The organism is Mesorhizobium sp. M1A.F.Ca.IN.022.06.1.1 (assembly GCF_003952605.1).
GTDB lineage: Bacteria > Pseudomonadota > Alphaproteobacteria > Rhizobiales > Rhizobiaceae > Mesorhizobium.
This window is the reverse complement of sequence record NZ_CP034455.1, coordinates 1,024,121-1,045,963: the sequence shown is the minus strand read 5'-3', so window position 1 is coordinate 1,045,963 and position 21,843 is coordinate 1,024,121. Positions and strand designations below refer to the sequence as shown.

Below are 21,843 nucleotides of genomic sequence, written 5' to 3'. Positions count from 1 at the left end.
CGCCTGTGGCGGAAATAAGAAGAGCCAGCAAACGATTCGTGAGCGGTTTTCATCAGGTGTGATCGCCAAAAAGCCTTTCAGAACAGGGAACTCGGCCGTTCTCCCGGCTGGAACAGCCGCTGAACTGGTGCTTGCGGGCTTGACTTGGCCGTCCGCCTTGCGCCAGAGGCAGGGAAAAACCAGCCGCTGGAGACGCTAACATGGCCGTCGCATTCACCTTTCCGGGACAGGGCAGCCAGGGCGTCGGAATGGGCAAGGACCTCGCCGATGCCTTTCCCGAGGCGCGCCATGTCTTCGAGGAAGTCGATGAGGCGCTCGGCGAAAAACTGTCGAAGCTGATCTGGGAGGGGCCGGAGGAAACCCTGACGCTGACGGCCAATGCCCAGCCGGCGCTGATGGCGGTGTCGCTGGCGGCGGTAAGGGCGCTGGAATCGCGCGGTTTTTCGCTGAAGGACAAGGTGGCTTATGTCGCAGGCCATTCCCTCGGCGAATATTCGGCGCTTGCCGCAGCCGGCTTCGTTTCGGTGGCCGATGCCGCGCGACTGCTGCGCACCCGCGGCAACGCCATGCAGGCGGCGGTGCCGGCGGGCGAGGGCGCCATGGCTGCCATCATCGGGCTGGAGCAGGCTGATGTGGAAGCCGCCTGCGCCCAAGCGGCACAAGGCTCTGTCTGTCAGATCGCCAACGACAATGGCGGTGGCCAACTGGTGATTTCCGGCGCCAAGGCGGCCGTCGAACTGGCGGCGAAGCTCTGCACCGAAAGGGGTGCCAAGCGGGCGTTGATGCTGCAGGTCTCGGCACCTTTTCACTCGGCATTGATGACGCCGGCCGCCGATATCATGCGCGAGGCGCTGGCCGGGGTCGCGAAAAGCGCGCCAGTGGTTCCCATCGTCTCAAATGTTTCGGTCACGCCGACCAGCGACCCGGACGAGATCGCCCGCCGCTTGGTCGAGCAGGTCGTTGCCCGCGTGCGCTGGCGCGAGACGGTGGAATGGTTCGGCGCCAAAGGTGTCGCGACGCTTTACGAAGTTGGCGCCGGCAAGGTGCTGTCGGGCTTGGCGCGACGCATCAACCGCGATATCGCGACCGGCGCCATCGGCACGGCGGCGGAAGTCGAGGCGGCGCTGGCAACTTCAGGATAAACAGGGAACTCTTGCTGGCAGGTGCGGCATTCCTACTTCCATCCGTCTTTCTCCCGAAGTCGAGCATCGCCTCGACGATCTCGTGGCGATGACTGGTCGAAGCAAAGCCGAATACCTGCGTGACTTCGTTGAGCGTGGACTCGAAGATCTCGAGGACTATTACCTGGCTGCGGAAGTGCTGGAGCAGATCAGGCTTTGTGAAGAATCGGTCGTGAGCGCCGAGAACTTCTGGTATGGCCTGGACAACATGACAAATGCGGAACGAGGGTCGCTCGCGGGGCGTCCGGAAGAATGAGGTTGAAGCAATGTTCGAACTGACCGGCCGTAAGGCGCTCGTCACCGGCGCATCGGGAGGCATCGGCGAGGCGATCGCCAGGGTGCTGCACAGCCAGGGCGCGATCGTCGGCCTGCACGGCACCCGCGTGGAGAAGCTCGAAACGCTGGCTGGCGAGCTCGGCGACCGCGTAAAGCTCTTCCCGGCGGATCTGACCAACCGCGACGCGGTCAAGGCGCTCGGCCATAAGGCGGAGGCCGATCTCGAAGGCGTCGACATCCTGGTCAACAATGCCGGCATCACCAAGGACGGCCTATTCGTGCGCATGTCGGACGCCGACTGGGATTCCGTGCTCGAGGTGAACCTGACCGCCGTGTTCCGGCTCACTCGTGAGCTCACCCATCCGATGATGCGCCGCCGCCATGGCCGCATCATCAACATCACCTCGGTGGTCGGCGTCACCGGCAATCCCGGCCAGACCAATTACTGCGCCTCCAAGGCCGGCATGATCGGCTTTTCCAAGTCGCTGGCACAGGAGATCGCCACCCGCAACATCACCGTCAACTGCGTCGCCCCAGGTTTCATCGAATCGGCCATGACCGACAAGCTCAACGACAAGCAGAAAGAAACCATCATGGCGGCGATTCCCACCCGGCGCATGGGCACCAGCGCCGAGGTTGCCTCGGCCGTCGCCTATCTCGCGTCCAATGAGGCGGCTTATGTCACCGGCCAGACCATCCACGTGAATGGCGGCATGGCGATGATCTAGGGTATTTGAGATTCAGGTGATGCCGGCCTGCAAACGGCGGCTTCCTGCGCTTCCGCTCCGGCCCTCGAAAGCCGCCATTTTCGGCTCGGCTTGAGCTGAATCTCACACACCTGGGCGACCGAGCCCCGGGCGCCTGTGAAAACAGCCATTTCGGCTTGGACGCCCGCTGTTTTTCGTGTAATGCGGCCGGCAACCCGGCGGTTCGGGCAAAAACCGGTCCTGTGGCGTTGCGTTTCCCACAAGACCATCTTTCAGCTTGATTAGCGGCATTCCGCCCGCTAACGAAGACAACACAACGTAAGACGAGGCCCCAAATGAGTGACACCGCAGAGCGCGTCAAGAAGATCGTCATCGAGCATCTCGGCGTCGATGCCGACAAAGTGACGGAGCAGGCGAGCTTCATCGACGATCTGGGCGCGGACAGCCTCGATACGGTCGAACTCGTGATGGCGTTCGAAGAAGAGTTCGGCGTCGAGATTCCAGACGACGCCGCCGAGACCATCCTGACTGTCGGCGATGCCGTGAAGTATATCGATAAGGCCTCGGCCTGAGGCTTTCCGCGGGTATCGCCGGGGAGGACCTGCGATGAGGCGAGTCGTCGTCACGGGCCTTGGCCTGCTTTCGCCGTTCGGCATGGGTGTCGAGCACAGCTGGAAGGAACTGCTTTCCGGCCGCAGCGCCGCCTGCCGCATCACCGAATTCGAGGTGGACGACCTTGCCTGCAAGATCGCCCACGTCATTCCGCGCGGCGACGGCTCGAACGGCACCTTCAATCCCGAGGCCGTGCTCGAGCCGAAGGAACTGCGCAAGATCGGCGACTTCATCCTCTACGGCATCGCGGCGGCCGACGAGGCGCTGGCCGATTCCGGCTGGAAGCCCGAGACGCATGAGGACCAGTGCGCCACCGGCGTGCTGATCGGTTCGGGCATCGGCGGCATCGACGGCATCGCCGAGAACGCGATGATCCTGAAGGAGCGCGGCCCGCGCCGCATCAGCCCGTTCTTCATCCCCGGACAGATCATCAACCTGGTCTCCGGCCAGGTTTCCATCCGGCACGGGCTGAAAGGCCCGAACCATGCTGTCGTAACCGCCTGCTCGACGGGCGCGCACGCCATCGGCGATGCCGCGCGTCTGATCATCTGGGGCGATGCCGACGTCATGGTGGCCGGCGGCGCCGAAGCGCCGATCACCCGGCTTTCGATGGCAGGTTTCGCCGCGTGCCGCGCGCTCTCCACCGAGCGCAACGATGCGCCCGAGATCGCTTCGCGCCCCTATGACCGCGACCGCGATGGCTTCGTCATGGGCGAGGGCGCCGGCGTCGTCGTCCTGGAGGAGCTCGAGCACGCCAAGGCGCGCGGCGCCAAGATCTATGCCGAGGTCACCGGCTACGGCCTGACCGGCGATGCCTATCACATCACCGCCCCGGCCGAGGACGGCGACGGCGCCTTCCGCTGCATGGCGGCGGCGCTGAATCGGGCGAAGCTCTCGCCCGCCGACATCGACTACATCAATGCGCACGGCACCTCGACCATGGCCGACACGATCGAGCTCGGCGCCGTGGAGCGGCTGGTCGGCAATGCCGCTTCCAAGATCTCGATGTCGTCCACCAAGTCGTCGATCGGTCATCTGCTGGGCGCTGCGGGCGCCGCGGAAGCGATCTTCTCGATCCTCGCAATCCGCGACAACATTGCCCCCGCCACCATCAACCTCGACAATCCGGAACGCGAGACGGCGATCGATCTCGTGCCGAACAAGCCGCGCCAGCGCCAGATCGATGTGGCGCTGTCGAACTCCTTCGGCTTCGGCGGCACCAACGCCTCGCTCGTCTTCCAACGTTACGATGGCTGAACATTCAGCCTACCGGCAGGTCCGCCGCCTGCCGTCATTTTTGCCAAATTTGCCCCTACACTTCGGCTAGGGGATTCGTTGCAAGATCAGACGGTAGGGCGCCATGAATACAAATCCGGGCGGCGGTGGAGAATTCGGACAGCGTCAGGCGCAAGGACCGATCGTGCCCAAGACAGCCGCCGAGGCGCTGCGCCCCGAGGCTGGCACGCCGCCGCCGTCAAAACGCTCGCGCGCGTCGCGCAGCCAGGTCGTCGTATTCCTGAATTTCTTCCTTTCGTTGGTCATCCTGGTCGTGCTTGCCTCGGGTGCCGCACTCTATTTCGGCATGCAGGCCTTCATTGAGCCGGGTCCGTCGGCCAATGGCGACACCTTCATGGTCAAGCCGAACACCGGCGTTCAGGAGATCGCCGACCAGCTGGAGCGGCGCGGCCTGGTCAGCGATGCGCGCATCTTCAGGCTGGGGGTGCGTGCCACAGGCAACGATTCCGCGCTGAAGGCCGGCGAATACGCCATCAAGCCGCGCGCCTCGATGCGCGACATCATGGAGCTGTTCAAGAGCGGCAAGTCGGTAATGTATTCGCTGACCATCCCAGAGGGGCTCACGGTTGAGCAGGCGCTGCAGCGCGTGGCCGAGCAGGAGGCGCTGACCGGCGACATGCCGGCGGCCATGCCGCCCGAGGGCAGCATCGCGACCGACACGCTGCGCTTCACGCGGGGCGCCACCCGGCAGCAGATGGTCGACAAGCTGGTCGCGGACCAAAAGAAGCTGGTCGAGGACGTCTGGACGCATCGCGCGCCCGACCTGCCGATCGCCAATATGGAGGACTTCGTCATCCTGGCCTCGATCGTCGAGAAGGAGACGGGCAGGGGCGACGAGCGCTCGCGCGTGGCCGCGGTCTTCCTCAACCGGCTCGCCAAGGGCATGCGGCTGCAGTCGGATCCGACCATCATCTACGGCCTGTTCGGCGGCAAGGGCAAACCGGCCGACAGGCCGATCTATCAGTCCGACATCGAGAAGCAGACGCCGTATAACACCTATCTGATCAAGGGCCTGCCGCCGACGCCGATCGCCAATCCGGGCCGCGCCGCACTCGAGGCGGTGGCCAATCCGTCGAAGACCGACGACCTTTATTTCGTCGCCGACGGCAATGGCGGCCATGTCTTTGCCGCGACGTTGGAAGAGCACAACCAGAACGTCGCCCGCTATCGGGCGGTGCAGAAGAAGCAGGCCGATGCGGCGGCCAAGGCCTCCGGCCAGACGACGGCGCCGGCCACTCCCGACGACGGTGCCAGTGCAGGCGCCAGCGGCGAAAATGGCGACGCGGCCCAGTAGGCCGCGCTGATTGCCGGATCTGGCCCGCCTCCTTTGACGCCGGGCCGTATTCATGTTTTGAGGGGACATCCGACGCTGGCCAGAGGTCCGGCGTCTTGCTAGGGGCGCATGCTCGGGCAATCGCGCCGGGCCTGCGTCAAGGGGTGACACGCATCATGAACGTGCAGAGCATGACCGGTTTCGCGCGAGCCGTCGCTGAGCTCGACGGCACGTCGATCGCCTGGGAAGTCAAATCGGTCAACGGCAAGAGCGTCGAGGTCAGGCTGAGGCTGCCGCAGGGTTTCGACCGGCTGGAGCCCGCTGTAAGGCAGACCGTGCAGAAGCGCTTCGCGCGCGGCAATTTCCAGGCAACGCTGACTGTCGCGCGCGCCGCCGCCCAGCAGGCGCAGCCGGTGGTCAACGAGGCGTTCCTGAAGGACCTGGCGGGACTGGCCAAGCGCCTCCAGGAGCAGTTCGGCACCGCGCCGGCGACGGCTGACGGTCTGCTGGCGCTGCGCGGCGTGCTCGACATCCTGGAGACGGTCGAGACCGAGGAGGAGCGCGCCGCCCTCGACGCGACGATCCTGTCGGCGCTGGACATGGCGCTGGCCGGATTGGAGCAGGCAAGGCAGAGCGAAGGTGCCGCGCTGCGCAAGTTGTTGTCCGGCCATATCGACGCCATCGAGGCGCTGACGCTGAAGGCCGAGGCCGACCCGTCGCGCGAGCCGGCGGCGATCCGCGAGCGCATCACCGAACAGGTCCGCCTGCTGATGGATGCGTCGGCCAATCTCGACGCGGTCCGTCTGCATCAGGAAGCGGCCTTCCTCGCCACCAAGGCCGATATCCGCGAGGAGATCGACCGGCTGAAGACGCATGTCGCATCAGGCCGCGCGCTGCTTTCCAGCGGCGGCGCCGTCGGCCGCAAGCTCGATTTTCTGGCGCAGGAATTCAATCGCGAATCGAATACCTTGTGTTCCAAGTCGAATGCCGCCGCGGTCACCGCGATCGGGCTGGAGCTCAAGGCGGTGGTCGACCAGTTTCGCGAGCAGGTTCAGAATCTGGAGTGACGGGGATGGTTGCCAAGGAGCCTACGGCCTCCAGGGATCTGGGGTCCCGCATCCGCCGCCGCGGGCTGATGCTGGTGCTGTCGTCGCCGTCGGGCGCCGGCAAGTCGACGATTGCGCGCAATCTTCTGGAAAGCGATTCGAGCCTGGAGCTGTCGGTCTCCGTCACCACCAGGCCGCGTCGCGGCTCGGAGATCGAGGGCGTCCATTATCTTTTCCGCACCATGCGCGAGTTCGAACGGCTGCGCGATTCCGACGCGCTGCTCGAATGGGCCGAGGTGCACGGCAATTTCTATGCGACGCCGCGCGAGCCGGCCGAGGCAGCACTTGCCGAAGGCCGCGACATGCTGTTCGACATCGACTGGCAGGGCGCCCAGCAGCTTAAGGAGAAGATGCGCGCCGACATTGTCTCGATCTTCATCCTGCCGCCTTCGATGAAGGAGTTGAAGGCGCGCCTGAAGCGCCGCGCCGAGGACCAGGAGCAGGTCATCGAGACCAGGCTGAAGAATGCCCGCGTCGAGATCGAGCACTGGAAGGAATATGACTTCGTCATCGTCAACGACGATCTCGACCGCGCCTTTGCCGAGGTGCGTGCAATCGTTACAGCCGAGCGCCTGCGCCGCGACCGTCGGCCGGGCCTGTTCGATTTCATCTCGGGCTTGCTGGACGAGAAGACGGAGTGAGAGGCAGTGCCTCCCCTTCTCCCACAAGGGGAGAAGAAGGCCGGCGGGCTACAGCGCGTTCGTCAACCTTACGAACTCTTCCACACTCAGCGTCTCGGCCCGGCGCGTCGGGTCGATGCCGGCGCGGGTGAGCAGGGCCTCTCCGCCCAAGCTCTTCACGCTTTGCCGCAGCATCTTGCGGCGCTGGCCGAAGGCGGCTTCGGTGATGCGCCCCAGCCTCTTGCCGTCGGTGGGCAGGGGAGATGCACGCGGCACCAGATGCACCACCGAGGACGTGACCTTCGGCGGCGGAGTGAAAGCCTGCGGCGGCACGTCGAAGACGATCTTTGCCTCGGTGCGCCAGCCGGCAAGCACGCCAAGCCGGCCATAGGCGTCGCTGCCCGGGCTTGCTGTGATGCGCTCGGCCACCTCGCGCTGGAACATCAGCGTCATCGATTGGTAGAAGGGCGGCCAGTCGGCCGTCGTCAGCCAGCGGATCAGAAGCTCCGTGCCGATGTTGTAGGGCAGGTTGGCGGCGATCTTCACCGGGCTGCCGCCCGTCGTGCCGGCAAGCGCGGCAAAATCCGTCTTCAGCGCATCGCCGGGAATGACCTCGAGCCGGCCGGGATAATGGCCGGACACCTGCGCCAACGCTTCCAGACAGCGCTCGTCGCGCTCGACGGCGATCACGCGTTTGGCGCCGTTGAAGAGCAGCGCCCGGGTCAGCCCGCCGGGGCCGGGCCCGACCTCGATCACGGTCGTCTCGCTGAGGTCGCCGGCCGCGCGCGAGATCTTGCTGGTCAGATTGAGGTCGAGCAGGAAGTTCTGACCGAGCGCCTTCTTCGCCTGCAAACCGTGGCGCTCGATCACCTCGCGCAGCGGCGGCAATCCGTCGATGGTCGTGCGCCCCCCGGTCAAATCGAGCCTCATGCCGCCGCAGTCCGGCGGCCGCTGTCGGCGAGGCGGCGAGCCAGCCTCAACGCCGCGATCAGGCTGTCGGCGCGTGCAATGCCCTTGCCGGCGATGTCGAACGCCGTGCCGTGGTCCGGCGAGGTGCGGATGAAGGGCAGGCCGAGCGTCACATTGACAGCCTCGTCGAAGGCCAGCGTCTTGGCCGGGATCAGCGCCTGGTCGTGATACATGCAAAGGGCTGCGTCATAGCCGGCGCGTGCCTGCGGATGGAACATCGTGTCGGCCGGCAACGGCCCGACAGCATCGATGCCCTCGGCCTGAAGCGCCTCGACCGCAGGCAGGACAATCGACAGATCCTCCGTGCCCATCGCGCCGCCTTCCCCGGCATGCGGATTGAGCCCGGCTATGGCGAGCCTGGGCCGCGCGATGCCGAAGCGGCTCTCGAGGTCGGCCGCGGTGATACGTCCTGTGGCCACGATCAGCTCGCTCGTCAGAACCTTCGGCACCTCGGCAAGCGCGATGTGGATGGTGACCGGAACCGTGCGTAATTCGGGCCCGGCAAGCAGCATCACCGGCGTCACCTCGGCGCCGGTGTGGCGCGAGGCCAGATGCGCCAGGTATTCGGTGTGGCCGGGAAAGCGAAAGCCGGTGTCGTAGAGCGGCTTCTTGGCAATGGGACAGGTGACCACTGCGGCGGCGCGGCCGGCGAGGCAGTCGGCGACGGCGCGGTCGATCGCTTCGATGGTGCCCGCGGCATTGGCCGAATTCGGCTTTCCGGGACTGTCCAGATGCCGGGCGTAGAGTGGGACAACGGGCAGTGCGCGGGGAAAGTGATGTGCCGCTTGCCCCGGCAAGGTCTCCATGATCGCCACGTTGGCCCCGATCTCGCGCGCCCGCGCCTTGATCAGGGCAGGGTCGGCGAGCAGGTAGAAGGGCGGCACGCCGGCGCTGTCGCCCGCCTGCCAGGCGGTGATGGCGATCTCGGGCCCGATGCCGGATGGATCGCCGACGCTGAGCGCCAGCGGCGCATCGGTCCTACCTGCGCTCATGGCGTCACGCGGGGCGCCATACCTGCTTCGAAGCAGGGCGGGTGACTCGAGCCTTGTTCTGTCATGCGCCGAAACGGCCTATCGCTCGACGATGGTGGCCTTCTTGCGCAGTTCCTCGACATATTTCTTGCTGAGCTCGTCGGCGTCCTTGTCGTTGCTGCCGCCTTCGGCCTGGAACACCATCTGGGCGGCCTTGTCATCGGAAACCTCGCGCGAGGAACAGATACCGATGAACTCGACGCCGCGTTCGGTCTCGCGCGTCGGCGTCGCCCCTCCGACCTTGGTCGCCTTGATCTGTTCGGCCCAGTCCGACGGCAATTGCGGCGCCAGCACGCGGCCGAGATCGCGCACCGTGACGTCGATCAGCCCCTTGGCGAATTCGCGCGTGGTGTTGCAGCCATTGAAGCGGGCACGCATGGCGTCGGCCTCGCGCTTGCGCTTGGCGAGCGTGGCCGAGCGCTCGGAAGCAGGCACCACGAAGATGACCTGCTGCAGCATATATTCCGTGGCGCTCGGCTTGGAGCCGCCCTTGTCGAGCATGCGGCGGACCGCGTCCTGCTCGGTCACCGAGCCACCCTCGCCGGAGCGGTAGCGCGCGCCAAGCGCCTGGTTCCAGGCCATCTGCGCGCGGATGAACTCCTTGAAATGCTCCTTGGTGACGCCCGACTGCGCCATGACGGCGTCGAGCTTCGCGAGCGGCATCTTGTTGTTGGAGGCAAAACGCTGATAGGCGGCGTCGACCTGCTGGTCGGTGATGCGGATGCCGAGCCGCTTGGCCTCGGCAAGCCGCAGCGTCTGGTCGATCATTTCCTTGGCCGCGTCGCCTTTCTTGCGCTGCAGCTTGAAGAATGCGGCGCGATGGGCGATGTCGCCGGTGGTGATCGGTATGTTGTTGACGACATATTTGATCTGGCTGGCGAATGCCGGCGGCGTCATTGCCGCGATCGAAACCGAGGTCGCCGCCAGCAGCAGCGCGAATCCTGCCGAAAACAGGTATTTCCTCATCTCACCTTCCCAATTCCTATCCGCCACGACGGCGCCGCACGTCCTCCGAACGCATGCGCTACGTGGTCGACCCCATGCCCGTCCTATGCGGCGAAACAATGTCGCCGGCGCATGACCCCGAGAATCGGCCCCACTTTCGAAGGATCACGCGCCAAACCAAGCTTCACGCCAGCGACGGCGCACGCCGTGACCGGCGCTGCCTCCGCTTACTGGATCGTGTCGACGCCGCTGGTCGACGAGCCGAAATCGCCGAGCGTGCGGAACGACAGGTTGAAGCCGATATTCTGCGACACCTCCTTGGTGACCGTATCGCGCGTCTGCGAGAACGTCATCACATAGGTGAAGCAGGAATCGTTATAGGCGAAGCCGACGCCGTCCTTAACCAGGACGCTTGTCTCCAGGTCGTAGGTGCCGGTGCCGAAGACCCGCCAGCTCTCGGCCAGGTGCGTAGAGGCTCCGAGCGTGACCTCGTGGCGGTCCGTGGCGAAGCCGTAGAGCGGCTGCGCCTGGATGAAGGCATATTTGGCGCTGAGCGAAACCGGCAGGCCGGAATAGGCCGCCTTGATCTCCGCGCGCCTGACCTCGAATGTCTGCTCGTCGAACCGGCCGCTGAGCGAGCCGGAGAAGCCGCTCGGGCTGTTGAAGCCGATGAGGCCGACATAGTCGGACTTTGCGGTCTGCAGGCCCGAATAGGCGCCGACATTGACGAGGTCCGGCGCGTCGAAGGAGTTCTCGCCGCCCAGTTGGTAGGACTGGCCGAAGATGGCGTTGGTGCCCCAGCCGTTTCCATAGGCGCCGGAGTAGCGGAAGCCGACATTGGCGCGCGTGCCGCCTTCGATGCGATCGTAGCCGGAGAACTTGTCGCGTTCGAACAAGGTCGTGGCGTCGAAGACGAAGCTCTGCGCGTCCTCGTTCGGAATGGCCAGCCCGCCGACATATTGCTCGTTCGGCCGCACGAAGATCTGCGCTGTCGGCTCCAGGACATGACTGGAGTTCGACATCGAGAACAGGAGCGGCCAGCGCATCTCCAGGCCGAGCGTGGCCATGTAGCGGGCGAGCGAGGAGCGCATGTCGACATCCTCGCCGAGATTCGCCGCCATCTGGTTGACCGCCGCCAGCGATTCGGATGTGGTCGACACATAGCCGGCGTCGCCACGGAAGGCGAGCAACGGCGTCAGCTGTAGTCCGTCATCGGTGGTGAAGGTGCGCTTCCATTCGGCTTCCGCCGTCAACCGGCTGGACTGGCCCTCGAGGCCGCGCACGTTGTTGATGGAATTGTCGTCGAGCGGATCGGCCAGCACCGCGTCCAGCCGGTCGCGGCTGATGACCCGCGCATTGACGTTGAGCGACAACTGCCCGCCCGCCACCGACATGTCGGGAATATAGGCGTAGTCGAACGACGGCAGGACCCAGGGCTGCTTGGCGGAGCGCGCCGTCGGGTCGCTGGACAGTGTGTCTTCCTGCACCTCGAACCGCATTGCCCTGACGTCGAAATAATTACGGTCGCTCAGGCCCGTCAGATAGATCGACGACTGGTGGACGAGGTCGTTGTAGCCGTCGATGTTATAGGTGCGCGAAAAATTCTTGTCGGTCTGCAGCAGCACGTCCCAGCCGAAGTTCCAGCGCTCGTTGATGGCGAACTGGCCCTTGGTGCCCATCATGCCGCGGAACTTATTGGGATCGTTTGGCTCTCCCGAATCGACGGTAAAGCGATTGCCCGTGCCGATGAAGGCGTCCGGATCCTGCTGATTGATGCCGGCGATTTTCAGGCTGTATTCGCCATTGTTGAAGCGCTGACGCCATTCGGCCTCGCCGAGGAAGCCCTGCTTGGTGAAGCCGCTGCCGGTGACGGTCAGATCATAGGTCGGCGAGAGCGCGAAATAGTAGGGTACTTTGAGCCCGACGCCGAGGTTGTTGTTGTAGACGATGCCGGGGATCAAGAAGCCGCTCTTGCGCTTGACCGTCGGGTCGGCGATTTCGAAGGCTGGCAAATAGGCAAGCGGATAGCCGAAGAACTCGAAATTCGCATTCTCAAAGCGAACCGTCTTCTTCTCGCCGTTCCAGATGATCTTTCTCGCCTTGACGCGCCATGTCGGCGCCGAGTCGGGCTTGTCCTCGCAGGGCTCGCAAGCGGTGTAGATGCCGTTGTGGAATGTCGTCAGCACGCCGCCCATGCGCTCGGCGCTTTCGGCGGCGAAATAGGCCTTCTCGACGGTCTCGACGCGCAGCGCGTTCACGAAGCCGTCGGCGAAATCGTCGGTGATGTCGATATGCTCGGAATTGATCTTGGTGCCGTCGCTGTTGATGAGCTCGACGGCGCCGCTGGCGACGAGGCGCTTGGTGTCGCGGTTGTACACCACGCGCTGGGCGACGAGCTTGTTGCCGCCATAGTCGATCTGCACGCCGCCGACGGCCGTCACCGTGTGCTTGTCGTTGTCATAGACGAGCGTATCGGCGGCCAGCAGCATCTGTGTGCCGGAGGGAACAGGCTTCGCCGTGATGGTCTGCGCCAGCGCCGGCACCGTCGGTACCACGCAAGCGAACAAACATGCCAAGGCTGTCGCCCCATAAAGGCGTGCCAGGCCGGCCTGCCTATGGCTGCGCAAACCAGCCTCCCTCACTAGCCGTCTTCCTTGTATAGCAGAAAAGTCACCCCGAAGAACATAGCCACGACAACCGGAACCCATGCAGCCACCATTGTAGGCACGAATCCGGCGACCCCGAATGCCTTGACCAGTACCGAAACGACATAAAGCAGAAAGCCGGCCAGGACGCCACCCAGAATCATCGTCGCCGACTGCCCCATCCGCGCAAATCGCATTGAAACTGTTGCCGCAATCAGCGTCATGGCGACGAGGAGGAACGGCAGCGCCACCAGCGAATCAAACTGCATGGCGAAGGCATTTGCCTTGAGGCCGAAGGAGCGGGCAACCTCGATCTTTGCCGGCAGATCGTAGAACGGGATGGTTTCCGGGCGCGCCAGGCGTTCCTGCACGAATTCCGGCTTGAGGTTGGTGGCCACGCGGTCGGAGGTCTCGGCACGGATGTTGCCGTCCTTGAACAGCTTGACGTCCTGCAATTCCCAGTAGCCGTCGCGCAGGAAGGCGCGCGCGGCGTCCTTGCGCTCGACGATGTTGCCCTGCTGGTCGAGGACGAAGAATACCGCGTCCGCCATCTCCAGTCCTTGGTTGAGGATGGCCCGGGCGCCGATGATGGTGTCGCCGGAGTTGGTCTTTTGCCTCAGCCAGGGCGTCGTGTCCTCCGCGACGGAATTCGACTTGCCGGCGCGCAACTGGTTTTCCATCTGCTCCGACCAGGAAAAGCCGTGCGCGGCGATCGGGTTGAGCACGCCGACCGACAACAGGCCGAACATCAGCGCGCCGACGCAGCACGGGAACAGGAACTGCCAGGCCGAAACCCCGGCCGAGCGCGCGATGACAAGCTCGTAGCGGCGGTTGAGCGACACCAGCGTTGCCATCGCCGAAAACAGCCCGACGAAAGGCACCGTCTGCAGCATGATCATCGGCATCCTGAGCGCCGAAATAGCGAAGGCGGTGCCGTAGGTGAAGCCCGGCAGTCCGGTCGTGCGGCCCGAGAGTTCGGTGAAATCAATCAGGAACACCAGCGCCAAAAGGCCGAGGAAGAACCAGATGGTGATCGACACGTAGCGGAAGAAGAAATAGCGGCCCAGCGTCCAGCCCATCGTCAGGCTCCCTGGCCGGAGGTGCCGCGCCGGGCGAGCCACAGCTTGAGCGCCGTCCAGCCCTCGCTGACGCGGCCGGCGAGATTCGTCATCCAGTCGGCCCAGGCGGCGGGCAGTTCCATGCTCCGCGACGATACGATGAACCAGGCGGAGACCGCCGACGCCACGATCGGAACGGCGTAGACCATATAAGCGTAGTACCAAACCTTGTCGGCCTTGCCGGCGGCGAAGAAGCCAAGCCAGCGGACGAAAAGGGCAATTGCGATTGCGGTGATCAGCGGATGGATGCGCGCCTCGCGGTGCGAGCGCGCGTCGCCTGCGACCGCAAGCGCGATCAGCGCGAAGACCAGCGAATAAGACCATTCGGAGAAGCGCTGGTTGACCTCGGCCGTATAGCTGCCCGGATTGCGCTGGTACATCTTGTCGTTGGGATCCGGGTCGAGCAGGTATGGCGTCGTCCGGTCCTTGGGCAGCAGCGTGATCTCGTTCGCCGCCGACATGAAGGCCGACAGGTCGAAGGCGTAGGAGGTGAAACGGATGACGGAAAGGTCGCCGGTCACCGATTTGCGGTTGATGACGCCGTCATTCATCATCAGCACCTTCTCGTCGCCTTTTTCGACGATGCTGCCGGTCTTTGCGTAATAGGTGAGGTTGGCGCCTTCCTCGCGCGAATCGGCGACGAAGATGCCGCCGAGCTTGTTGTCGGGGAGCCGTTCGCCGATCTGCAGGAACAGGCCGTCGTCGATCTTACGGAAGGTGCCTTCCTGGATGATCAGTGACAGAAGGTCGGCGCGCGAGGCCGCCACCAGCTGCCGGTTCTTCTGCCTGGCATAGGGATCGACGCCGTTATCGACGGCAAAGGAAAAGACGCTGGCCGCCAGCGCCAGCAGAAGGATCGGCCGCGCGATCGCCCAACGCGAGGCGCCCGCGGCGTTGATCACCGCCAGCTCCGAATCCGTGTTCATGGCGCTCAGCGTCTGCGCCACCGCGACCACCAGCGCGAACGGCACCACGATCGGGACGATCGAGGGGATGATCAGGGCCGCGACTTCGAAGAAGGTCAACGCCGACTGGCCACTGTCGGTGACCAAGTCGATCTTGGCGAGCACCTGCGTCGTCCACACGATCGCCAGTGTCCACGCCAGCGCCGCCAGGAACATCGCCGTAGCGCGACGCATGATGTAGCGTTCAACGACCTTCATGAAGGCTTTTCTCGATTGTGCCGAACGGCATCATGCCCGCCGACAACGTAGTCATCCGCCGACGCCTGCACAACCGCGTCCATAGGCGGCTCATCTGGTTTGTCCTCTCCACGCCACGCGCCCGGCGCGGCGGAGTCTCCGCGTCAATGAATAAGAAATGGGAAACATTGATGGTTAACAACAGGTTGCGGCATAAAGCTTGCGTTCCGCCGCGACGAATCCTTGGTTGGTTTCGGCGCCGATATAGACAGCGATTTCGGCCAAAGTCTTGCCAAATGGCCGAAAACGACCAAATGTCGCGCACGCTCAAAAGCCGGTTCGCGGCGCCTCACCCCGGAAGCAGGATCTGATGACTTCGAGACCTTCGATTGCCTTCGCCAAATTCGCCGCGCCCAAAAAAGGCAGCGTCTTCGTGCTTGCGGCCGACGGCGGCGGCCTTGGCGATGCCGCGAAGGCCTGCGACCCGGCTGGCGCATTGGCGCGCGCGTTTCCGGTCGCCGATTTCTCCGGCAAGTTCGCGAGCTCGGTGGAAGTGCTGGCACCGGAGGGAACCTCTGTCGACCGGCTGGTGGCCGTCGGCGCCGGCAAGGTCGCAAGCCTCGACGACTACGCCTGGCTGAAGCTCGGCGGCGCGGTTGCCGCCGCGCTGCGCAAGGCTGTGGAAGTCGCTGTCATCCTCGATCTTCCGGACCTCCAGCCGGACGGCAGGCAGGCGGCGCACCTTGCCGCCGGCATCCTCCTGCGCAGCTACGGCTTCGACAAATACAAGACCAGGAAGGACAAGGAAGACGGCCAATCCGACGCGAAGGGGGCGGAGAGCAAAAAGGCCGAAACCGCAAAGCCGGCCAAGATAACCATCCACTGCGCCGACCCTTCCGCCGCCAAAAAGGCCTTCGCCGCGGAAGAGGCGGTTATCGAAGGCGTGCTGCTTGCGCGCGATCTCGTCAACGAGCCGGCCAATACGCTCGGTCCGGTCGAGTTCGCCGCTCGCGCGAAGGAACTGGAAGGGCTCGGGGTCGAGGTCGAGATCCTCACCGAGAAGGAGATGAAAAGGCTCGGCATGGGCTCGCTGCTTGGCGTCGCGCAGGGCTCGCCGCGCGGCGCCCGCATGGCCGTCATGCAATGGAAGGGCGGCAAGGCCAAGGACGCGCCGATCGCCTTCATCGGCAAGGGCGTCACCTTCGACACGGGCGGCAATTCAATGAAGCCGGCCTCCGGCATGGAGGACATGAAGGGCGACATGGGCGGAGCCGCCGCGGTCACCGGGCTGATCCGTGCGTTGGCCGCCCGCAAGGCCAAGGCCAATATCGTCGGCGTCATCGGCCTGGTCGAGAACGCTGTCGACGGCCATGCGCAACGCCCGGGCGACATCGTCACCTCGATGTCGGGCCAGACCATCGAGGTCTTGAACACCGACGCAGAAGGCCGCTTGGTGCTCGCCGATGCGCTCTGGTACACCAACGATCGCTTCAAGCCGAAATTCATGGTCAATCTGGCGACGCTGACCGGCGCCATCATGGTCGCGCTTGGCCAGCACTATGCCGGCCTGTTTTCCAACAATGACGAGTTGGCCGGCAGGCTTTTCGGCGCCGGCCAAGCGACGCAGGAGCGGCTGTGGCGCATGCCGCTTGGCGCCGAATACGACAAGCTGATCGAGTCCAAGAACGCCGACATGAAGAACATCGGCGGCCGCTATGGCGGCGCCATCATCGCCGCGCAGTTCCTGCAGCGTTTCGTCAAGGACACCCCCTGGGCGCATCTCGACATCGCCGGCACCGCGATGGGCGCGCCGGCGAGCGAGATCAACCAATCCTGGGGCTCCGGCTTTGGCGTGCGGCTGCTCGATAGGCTGGTACGCGACCATTACGAAGGGTAAGGCTGTCGTGGCCGACATCCTGTTCTACCACCTGACCGAATCGACGCTTGAGGAAGCCCTGCCGGGCCTGCTCGAGCGCAGTGTCGAGCGCGGCTGGCGCGCGGTCGTGCAGACCGGCACGGAGGAACGGCGGGACGCGCTCGACCAGCATTTGTGGACGTTTCGCGACGACTCCTTCCTCGCGCACGCCACCGACCGCGAAGCCTATCCGGCCGAGCAGCCGATCCTGCTCACCACGGGGGAGGGCAACCCCAACGCTGCCCAGATACGCTTCCTGGTCGATGGTGCGCACCCGCCCGAGCTTTCCGGCTACGAGCGCGCCGTCTTCCTGTTCGACGGCCACGACGCGGCGCAGCTCGAAGGCGCGCGCAGCCACTGGAAGACGATGAAGGAAGCCGGCCACGCGGTGACCTACTGGCAGCAGACGCCCGACCGTCGCTGGGAGCGCAAGGCGTGAGGGTAATCAGCGGTCGCTGATCGTCGCCTTGTTGATTTTCGTGCTGGGCGGAAGGTCCTTCGCCCGTCGGTGGATTTGGCCGGCGATATGCACTTGACCCTCTAGACAAGTCTTCTTGATTTGCTCGACGGACATTTCCCCTCCGAGCACGGGTGGCGTCAAAAGTCGTAACATTCGCCGGCGGCAGGCGCGCTACATCAGCGATGCGGTGGCCATGCGATTTTTGGCGGTATTCGGCTTCTTGTCGCCGACATACTCAACATTCGTATCGATGAGGCGGTCGCTGTCGATGCCAATCGCGGTCATGATGTCCATGATCGCCTTGATCCGTTGCTTGGCCAGGTCCTTGTTCGTCTTTGCCGCATTGGCGCCCGTGATCTCCTTGGCGGCCAATGCCGTCAGTTCCACGTTGCAACGCGTATCCTTGATGCTGTTGGCGAACTTCTCGAGGTCGCGTTTGACCGGGGGTGAAATCACCGAGGATCTGCTGTCGAAGAAGAGGGCGACCTGGGCAGGGCTTCGCTTTTCATACTGCCGGCAGGAGATCCCTTGCTTCGGCAAGGTATACAGGATAGCGCTCCGCGCCTGGTTCCTATCGCTGGCGCGATCGTCGACCCAATGAGAAAGCGCCAGCACCATTTCGGGCTTGACGCCCTGCGCTTTCAAAAACGCGCGTGTGGCGTTCAGCCTTTGGCCGGCAATGCTGTCCGCCTTGTCGTACGCGCCTTCCTTGCTGGCCGTCGCGTAGAGCCGGTAGCCGCAATCGCGACCGGCGTCCTTGACGAATGCCGCCAGCCCTTTCGCGGTTTCGTCGGAAATCTTGCTGTCGCCCTTTTTGAACAGGACGCGGTACGAGTTCCACTGGGTGCACTTCGGCCCGACGTCGCGCTCCTGGGCGGCGGCTGTGAAAAATGCGGTGCTGACGGGAATGATGAAAAGGCCCAGGACAAGGCCGACAATACTTTTCATTTCTTTGGCGCCCTTCCAAACTGACCCGATCTGTTCTTATCGCACTTCGCACTCTTGAATCGCACCCATGAAAGGTCACGTTCGCGCGATTGGCGGGCTCCCGCCCTTCAGTCCCAGACGAGCAGCAATTTGCGCCAAAAGGCGTTGGACGGCATCGGCTTCGAACCGCGCGGCAGTTTGATGGCCAGATAGATGGTCAGCCATTTGCGGTCGATCTCCCGGACGGAAACCTTCAAATCGTGCAACTCGAAAGGTTTCGAAATCCGCGTCCATCCGGAGAATGCCAGCGCGCCGACCGGCGTGTCGTTTTTCCAGCCCAGTTTTTCTTCCGGCCGGCCCAGCGCCATGGCGAATTCGAACGGCGAGGCATCCTCGTGGGCGATCTCCACCGTAGCGATGACACTGCGGGCAAAGGTCGGGAAAGTCGAATTGAGGGCGGCGACAACCGGGCCATGGATGCTCGGCCGCAAAAAGATACCGCCATTGTCCCCGGCGACCAGCAATGCCGGCAACTCGGACGGATAGTTCGTTACAAGCGCTGCGCGCTTCAGCTCTTCGCCGGTCAGCCGCCGCATGCGTTGACGTTCTTGCGGCGCGTTGAGACGCGGGTGCTTCCCGCCGGTCGAAACCACATTTCGGACCTGAATGCTTGAAAAGCCCCCGAGCACCCGAGCGTCCGGCCGATTGCCGCCGCATCTGACGGCGAGCAGCAGGTCGCGTCTGCCGGGAGCAGGCGAGTGGACGCCCGTTGCGATCTCGCGTGGTTCATGCGGGCGGCTGACATCGGCCCAACCGTTCCCGTCGCCATCCTCGAGGAGCCGGGCGAGCTGGTCAAAGGTCTGGTTTTCCGCGTCCACGATCGCGATCTGGAACTGCGCCGGTGCGGTCAGTGCCTCATCGAGATAGACCCAGCAGCTGGCGCTGATCGTCCCCGCCGGACAGACGCCCTTCAGCAGCGCCATTGAGACGGTGCCGGCGGTGGCTTGGACAAACAGCTGGTCCGGCGACTGCTCGACATAGCTCAAGAGATCCGCATCGGCAGCCGGATGCGAGCCAACATAGGCGCGGCGCAGGGCTTCGACCGGGAGGTAGCGCTCGCTGTAGAGCGAGGAATGGAGTTCCGGCACTGTTTCTTCAGCGGCGGCGTTGAGCAGTTCGACGACGCCCAGCGTGAAGTCGGACCGTCCGGCGTGAGCGAGCAGCGAAATGGCCGTGTCGGCCCTGCCTTCTCGCGCCGCAATCTCGGCCAGCAACTGCACTGCGTCCGCGGAGTTGGGGGGGGCTGCGCTCAGCCGCAGATACCGTTCGTCCTTGACGCGCAGTTCAAGATTCCAGAGGTTGAGGTCCTTCTCATGATCGGCAGTGTTCGAGCTGATGCCGAGCTGTACGAACATGTCGGTGTGCGCGAACTTGTGCTTTCGAAACACATCGATGATCGGCCGGCGATTCCTCAGCCACTCGGCATTGCGGTTCATGCCGGCCGGCGAAGACCGGTACCAGTACAGCGGCTCCGGAACGGTGACGATTTCCAGACCCGCGAGATCGGCGCGCAGGAAGAATTCCCAATCGCTCGCCGAAAAGCCGCGCTCCTCGTTGAGGTAGCCAACCTTGTCGAACACCTCGCGCCGGAACATCGCGTTGGCGTCGCCATACGGATTGGTAATCAGCGCGATGTCCGGCGGACCGCCGACCGGAAAGTAGAGCATATAGCCGCTCTTGGTGTCCGGCGGCACGAAAGGCTCGTTGAGCCATTTGGCGAAAGTCGTGCAGATATCGGCGCCGGACTTTTGCATGCCGGCCACAAACGTGCTGACGGCGTTGGGGAAGAGAGCGTTGTCGTCGTCCAGGAACAGGATAAAGGACCCCTTGGCGGCGCGAATACCGGTGTTGCGCGCTTTGCCGAGGAAGCCGTTCTTCTGCCAGATGATCCGCCAGCCGCGCTGCTCGAACTCGGGCTCGATGTCATTGAGCAGCCGAATTGCATCCGGATCCGTGCTGCCGTCATCGACGACGATCAGTTCGATATTGGGGTAGTCCTGGCGCCGGACCGAGGCAATCGCCTGCGGCAACAGCCGCGCCCGATTGTAGTGCGCCGTGATGATGGATACCAGCGGCGGTCGGCTGCGGTTCCGGCTTGGGCCGTCGGCTCTGGCCGGATGCCGGCACAATTTGACGTGCAGTTTGCTCCAGGCCTTCTCGCGCGCTTCCCGGTCAAGCAACGGTTTTGCCGGACCGAACGAGCGGCTCTCGAGCACGGATTGGATCTTGGCCGCGATCGCGGAGGGGGATGCCTCCACCATGACCGCCTCGGCGGACTCCGGCTGAAGCAGCCCGCGCATGCTGCCGACGTCCGTCGTGACGAACGGGATCTTCTCGTCAAGGCACGTCACCACATCCAGCGGGAGCTGCGCGGCCGAGTGCGTTATTGCCACCAGCGCATGGGTTTGCCGCAGGTAACGAAAGATCTCGGGCTCGTCCCGGATGGGCAGCAGTTTCAGCTTGAAGGGCCAATGCCGGGCGCGCCGCAGGATCATGCCGCCCGAATGCTCGCCGAGCACATGACCAAATGCGCCGACGATGGTCACGGCCAGGTCCGTCACGCCATTCTCGGCCAGGCGATCCAGTGCGTCGCAAAACAGCGTCAGTCCGCTTCGCGTCTTGGTGCCCGAGAAATGAACCACCTCGGCGGCCGGTTTTTCCCGGGGCCGGTAGTGATCGACGGCGAAGTTCGAACGCCACTCCTCGGGCTCCAACGGCGTCGCGATGTGCTGGCTGGCCGGCAGTCTCCACCCCGCCTTGTTCATCCAGTCGAGCAGGGACTGGCCTGTGACGACGAGATGGTCGCAGGTTTCGGCGGAGGTCCTCTCCATATGGGCGACGGTCATCTGCTCCTTGCGTTCGATCGCCCTGGCGTTAGCCTCCAGATCCCACATGAGCGGCCCATGCGCGAGCACCACGAGGATGGGAGGGTCGGCAAAGACACCCGTGCGCTTGGCGACGGTGGGGAAATGCGCCAGCCCGCCTTCAAGCGCGAAATAGACGACATCGAAGGGGTTCTGTTTGAGGTAGTGGTAGACGGCTACGGAATTCTTGTCGCTGGACTCCAGGCCACGCAGCAATTCGGGTGACCGCGGCAGCAGCTCGAGGCGCACCAGGAAATTATCGAAGCTCCATTTGGCGAGCCTGTCGATCTCCTGCTCGTCGGGCTGGCTGCCGAGCGGGCTCGGCACCCATAGCAGCGTGACTGTGTCGCCGATTTTCGCCAGGTGCTGCGCCAGCGCATACGTCGCCGACCCTGGATCAGCGGTAACCGTAGAGCCGAACTCGACTTCGGAAACGACACACACCCTGCGGGGTTTGTGGCTTGACTGCCGCTTAGGCGTAGAGATTGCGCCCGTCTTCGAACCAACCTTCAATCGGTCCCCCTCGATCCTCAGCCGCAGCAGTCTTGCCAACAGGTGGATAACACTTTGATAATCGTCTGACCGGGATAATCATCGCAAGCCTGTCCAGGCTCCTCGCGCAAACCGTATTGATTGGCGTTCGCATGCTTGCCCATCGACCTCCAAAACACCTTGAGCGGCTGGACCATAGGCCGC

The 21,843-nt window shown here is 64.1% G+C and carries 18 protein-coding genes; 10 read left to right on the top strand and 8 right to left on the bottom strand.

Annotation, left to right across the window (positions count from 1 at the left end):
• Positions 1-200 precede the first annotated feature (200 nt).
• The 8 genes from fabD (at position 201) to gmk (ending at position 7,092) form a co-directional block, all read left to right on the top strand.
• Positions 201-1,142, top strand: coding sequence for an ACP S-malonyltransferase (gene fabD, locus EJ078_RS05300; RefSeq protein WP_095800081.1), 942 nt, complete (start codon positions 201-203; stop codon positions 1,140-1,142).
• A 28-nt stretch (positions 1,143-1,170) separates the two neighbouring features.
• On the top strand, positions 1,171-1,437 hold the full coding sequence (locus EJ078_RS05295; protein ID WP_127216608.1) for a ribbon-helix-helix protein, CopG family: 267 nt from the start codon (positions 1,171-1,173) through the stop codon (positions 1,435-1,437).
• Between the two features lie 10 nt (positions 1,438-1,447).
• Positions 1,448-2,185 carry a 3-oxoacyl-[acyl-carrier-protein] reductase gene (gene fabG / locus EJ078_RS05290; RefSeq protein ID WP_095800080.1) on the top strand — a complete coding sequence of 246 codons (738 nt, stop codon included), beginning with the start codon at positions 1,448-1,450 and terminating at the stop codon, positions 2,183-2,185.
• A 314-nt stretch (positions 2,186-2,499) separates the two neighbouring features.
• Positions 2,500-2,736 (top strand): acyl carrier protein, encoded by a 237-nt coding sequence (locus EJ078_RS05285; RefSeq protein ID WP_006203723.1) that lies wholly within the window; start codon positions 2,500-2,502, stop codon positions 2,734-2,736.
• 34 nt (positions 2,737-2,770) lie between these two features.
• Positions 2,771-4,033, top strand: a complete 1,263-nt coding sequence (fabF, locus tag EJ078_RS05280; protein ID WP_067330280.1) for a beta-ketoacyl-ACP synthase II — start codon at positions 2,771-2,773, stop codon at positions 4,031-4,033.
• 103 nt (positions 4,034-4,136) lie between these two features.
• Entirely contained in the window at positions 4,137-5,366 is a 1,230-nt protein-coding gene (mltG, locus tag EJ078_RS05275; protein ID WP_127216282.1) for an endolytic transglycosylase MltG, read from the top strand.
• Between the two features lie 155 nt (positions 5,367-5,521).
• Positions 5,522-6,412, top strand: a complete 891-nt coding sequence (locus EJ078_RS05270; protein WP_127242093.1) for a YicC/YloC family endoribonuclease — start codon at positions 5,522-5,524, stop codon at positions 6,410-6,412.
• A 5-nt stretch (positions 6,413-6,417) separates the two neighbouring features.
• Entirely contained in the window at positions 6,418-7,092 is a 675-nt protein-coding gene (gmk, locus tag EJ078_RS05265) for a guanylate kinase (RefSeq protein WP_127216280.1), read from the top strand.
• A gap of 48 nt (positions 7,093-7,140) precedes the next feature.
• Here the strand turns inward: gmk and rsmA are convergent, their stop codons facing one another.
• From rsmA to lptF, 6 genes are all read right to left on the bottom strand, one after another.
• A complete protein-coding gene (rsmA, locus tag EJ078_RS05260) occupies positions 7,141-8,001 on the bottom strand; it encodes a 16S rRNA (adenine(1518)-N(6)/adenine(1519)-N(6))-dimethyltransferase RsmA (protein WP_127216279.1) in 861 nt (286 codons plus the stop codon).
• Complete coding sequence (gene pdxA, locus EJ078_RS05255; RefSeq protein ID WP_127216278.1) at positions 7,998-9,032, bottom strand: 4-hydroxythreonine-4-phosphate dehydrogenase PdxA; 1,035 nt, start codon at positions 9,030-9,032, stop codon at positions 7,998-8,000. The genes rsmA and pdxA overlap by 4 nt, the downstream gene beginning before the upstream one ends.
• 78 nt (positions 9,033-9,110) lie before the next feature.
• Entirely contained in the window at positions 9,111-10,037 is a 927-nt protein-coding gene (locus EJ078_RS05250) for a peptidylprolyl isomerase (RefSeq protein WP_127216277.1), read from the bottom strand.
• A 206-nt stretch (positions 10,038-10,243) separates the two neighbouring features.
• On the bottom strand, positions 10,244-12,658 hold the full coding sequence (locus EJ078_RS05245; protein ID WP_164750553.1) for an LPS-assembly protein LptD: 2,415 nt from the start codon (positions 12,656-12,658) through the stop codon (positions 10,244-10,246).
• Positions 12,658-13,740 (bottom strand): LPS export ABC transporter permease LptG, encoded by a 1,083-nt coding sequence (gene lptG, locus EJ078_RS05240; protein WP_127403737.1) that lies wholly within the window; start codon positions 13,738-13,740, stop codon positions 12,658-12,660. Before lptG ends, EJ078_RS05245 begins: the two co-directional genes overlap by 1 nt.
• 2 nt (positions 13,741-13,742) lie before the next feature.
• Positions 13,743-14,942: an LPS export ABC transporter permease LptF gene (gene lptF / locus EJ078_RS05235; RefSeq protein WP_095779171.1), complete on the bottom strand. Its 1,200-nt coding sequence runs from the start codon at positions 14,940-14,942 to the stop codon at positions 13,743-13,745.
• A gap of 349 nt (positions 14,943-15,291) precedes the next feature.
• Here lptF and EJ078_RS05230 point away from each other — a divergent pair, with 349 nt between their 5' ends.
• Together EJ078_RS05230 and EJ078_RS05225 are read left to right on the top strand one after the other, a co-directional pair.
• The gene (locus EJ078_RS05230; RefSeq protein ID WP_127404188.1) at positions 15,292-16,818 is read left to right on the top strand and encodes a leucyl aminopeptidase; all 1,527 of its coding nucleotides are present in this window, start codon (positions 15,292-15,294) and stop codon (positions 16,816-16,818) included.
• 7 nt (positions 16,819-16,825) lie between these two features.
• Positions 16,826-17,275, top strand: coding sequence for a DNA polymerase III subunit chi (locus EJ078_RS05225; protein WP_066995722.1), 450 nt, complete (start codon positions 16,826-16,828; stop codon positions 17,273-17,275).
• A 192-nt stretch (positions 17,276-17,467) separates the two neighbouring features.
• Here the strand turns inward: EJ078_RS05225 and EJ078_RS05220 are convergent, their stop codons facing one another.
• Both EJ078_RS05220 and EJ078_RS05215 read right to left on the bottom strand, forming a co-directional pair.
• The gene (locus EJ078_RS05220; protein ID WP_127215836.1) at positions 17,468-18,244 is read right to left on the bottom strand and encodes an OmpA family protein; all 777 of its coding nucleotides are present in this window, start codon (positions 18,242-18,244) and stop codon (positions 17,468-17,470) included.
• A 107-nt stretch (positions 18,245-18,351) separates the two neighbouring features.
• Positions 18,352-21,591, bottom strand: a complete 3,240-nt coding sequence (locus tag EJ078_RS05215; RefSeq protein WP_127215835.1) for a DUF6212 domain-containing protein — start codon at positions 21,589-21,591, stop codon at positions 18,352-18,354.
• Positions 21,592-21,843 lie beyond the last annotated feature (252 nt).

What these genes read in the sequence shown, in the direction of transcription:
- fabD (WP_095800081.1), top strand. Translation starts at nt 201, where the DNA reads ATGGCCGTCGCATTCACCTTTCCGGGACAGGGCAGCCAGGGCGTCGGA.
- fabG (WP_095800080.1), top strand. Translation starts at nt 1,448, where the DNA reads ATGTTCGAACTGACCGGCCGTAAGGCGCTCGTCACCGGCGCATCGGGA.
- EJ078_RS05285 (WP_006203723.1), top strand. Translation starts at nt 2,500, where the DNA reads ATGAGTGACACCGCAGAGCGCGTCAAGAAGATCGTCATCGAGCATCTC.
- fabF (WP_067330280.1), top strand. Translation starts at nt 2,771, where the DNA reads ATGAGGCGAGTCGTCGTCACGGGCCTTGGCCTGCTTTCGCCGTTCGGC.
- mltG (WP_127216282.1), top strand. Translation starts at nt 4,137, where the DNA reads ATGAATACAAATCCGGGCGGCGGTGGAGAATTCGGACAGCGTCAGGCG.
- EJ078_RS05270 (WP_127242093.1), top strand. Translation starts at nt 5,522, where the DNA reads ATGAACGTGCAGAGCATGACCGGTTTCGCGCGAGCCGTCGCTGAGCTC.
- gmk (WP_127216280.1), top strand. Translation starts at nt 6,418, where the DNA reads ATGGTTGCCAAGGAGCCTACGGCCTCCAGGGATCTGGGGTCCCGCATC.
- rsmA (WP_127216279.1), bottom strand. Translation starts at nt 8,001, where the DNA reads ATGAGGCTCGATTTGACCGGGGGGCGCACGACCATCGACGGATTGCCG.
- pdxA (WP_127216278.1), bottom strand. Translation starts at nt 9,032, where the DNA reads ATGAGCGCAGGTAGGACCGATGCGCCGCTGGCGCTCAGCGTCGGCGAT.
- EJ078_RS05250 (WP_127216277.1), bottom strand. Translation starts at nt 10,037, where the DNA reads ATGAGGAAATACCTGTTTTCGGCAGGATTCGCGCTGCTGCTGGCGGCG.
- lptG (WP_127403737.1), bottom strand. Translation starts at nt 13,740, where the DNA reads ATGGGCTGGACGCTGGGCCGCTATTTCTTCTTCCGCTACGTGTCGATC.
- lptF (WP_095779171.1), bottom strand. Translation starts at nt 14,942, where the DNA reads ATGAAGGTCGTTGAACGCTACATCATGCGTCGCGCTACGGCGATGTTC.
- EJ078_RS05230 (WP_127404188.1), top strand. Translation starts at nt 15,292, where the DNA reads ATGACTTCGAGACCTTCGATTGCCTTCGCCAAATTCGCCGCGCCCAAA.
- EJ078_RS05220 (WP_127215836.1), bottom strand. Translation starts at nt 18,244, where the DNA reads ATGAAAAGTATTGTCGGCCTTGTCCTGGGCCTTTTCATCATTCCCGTC.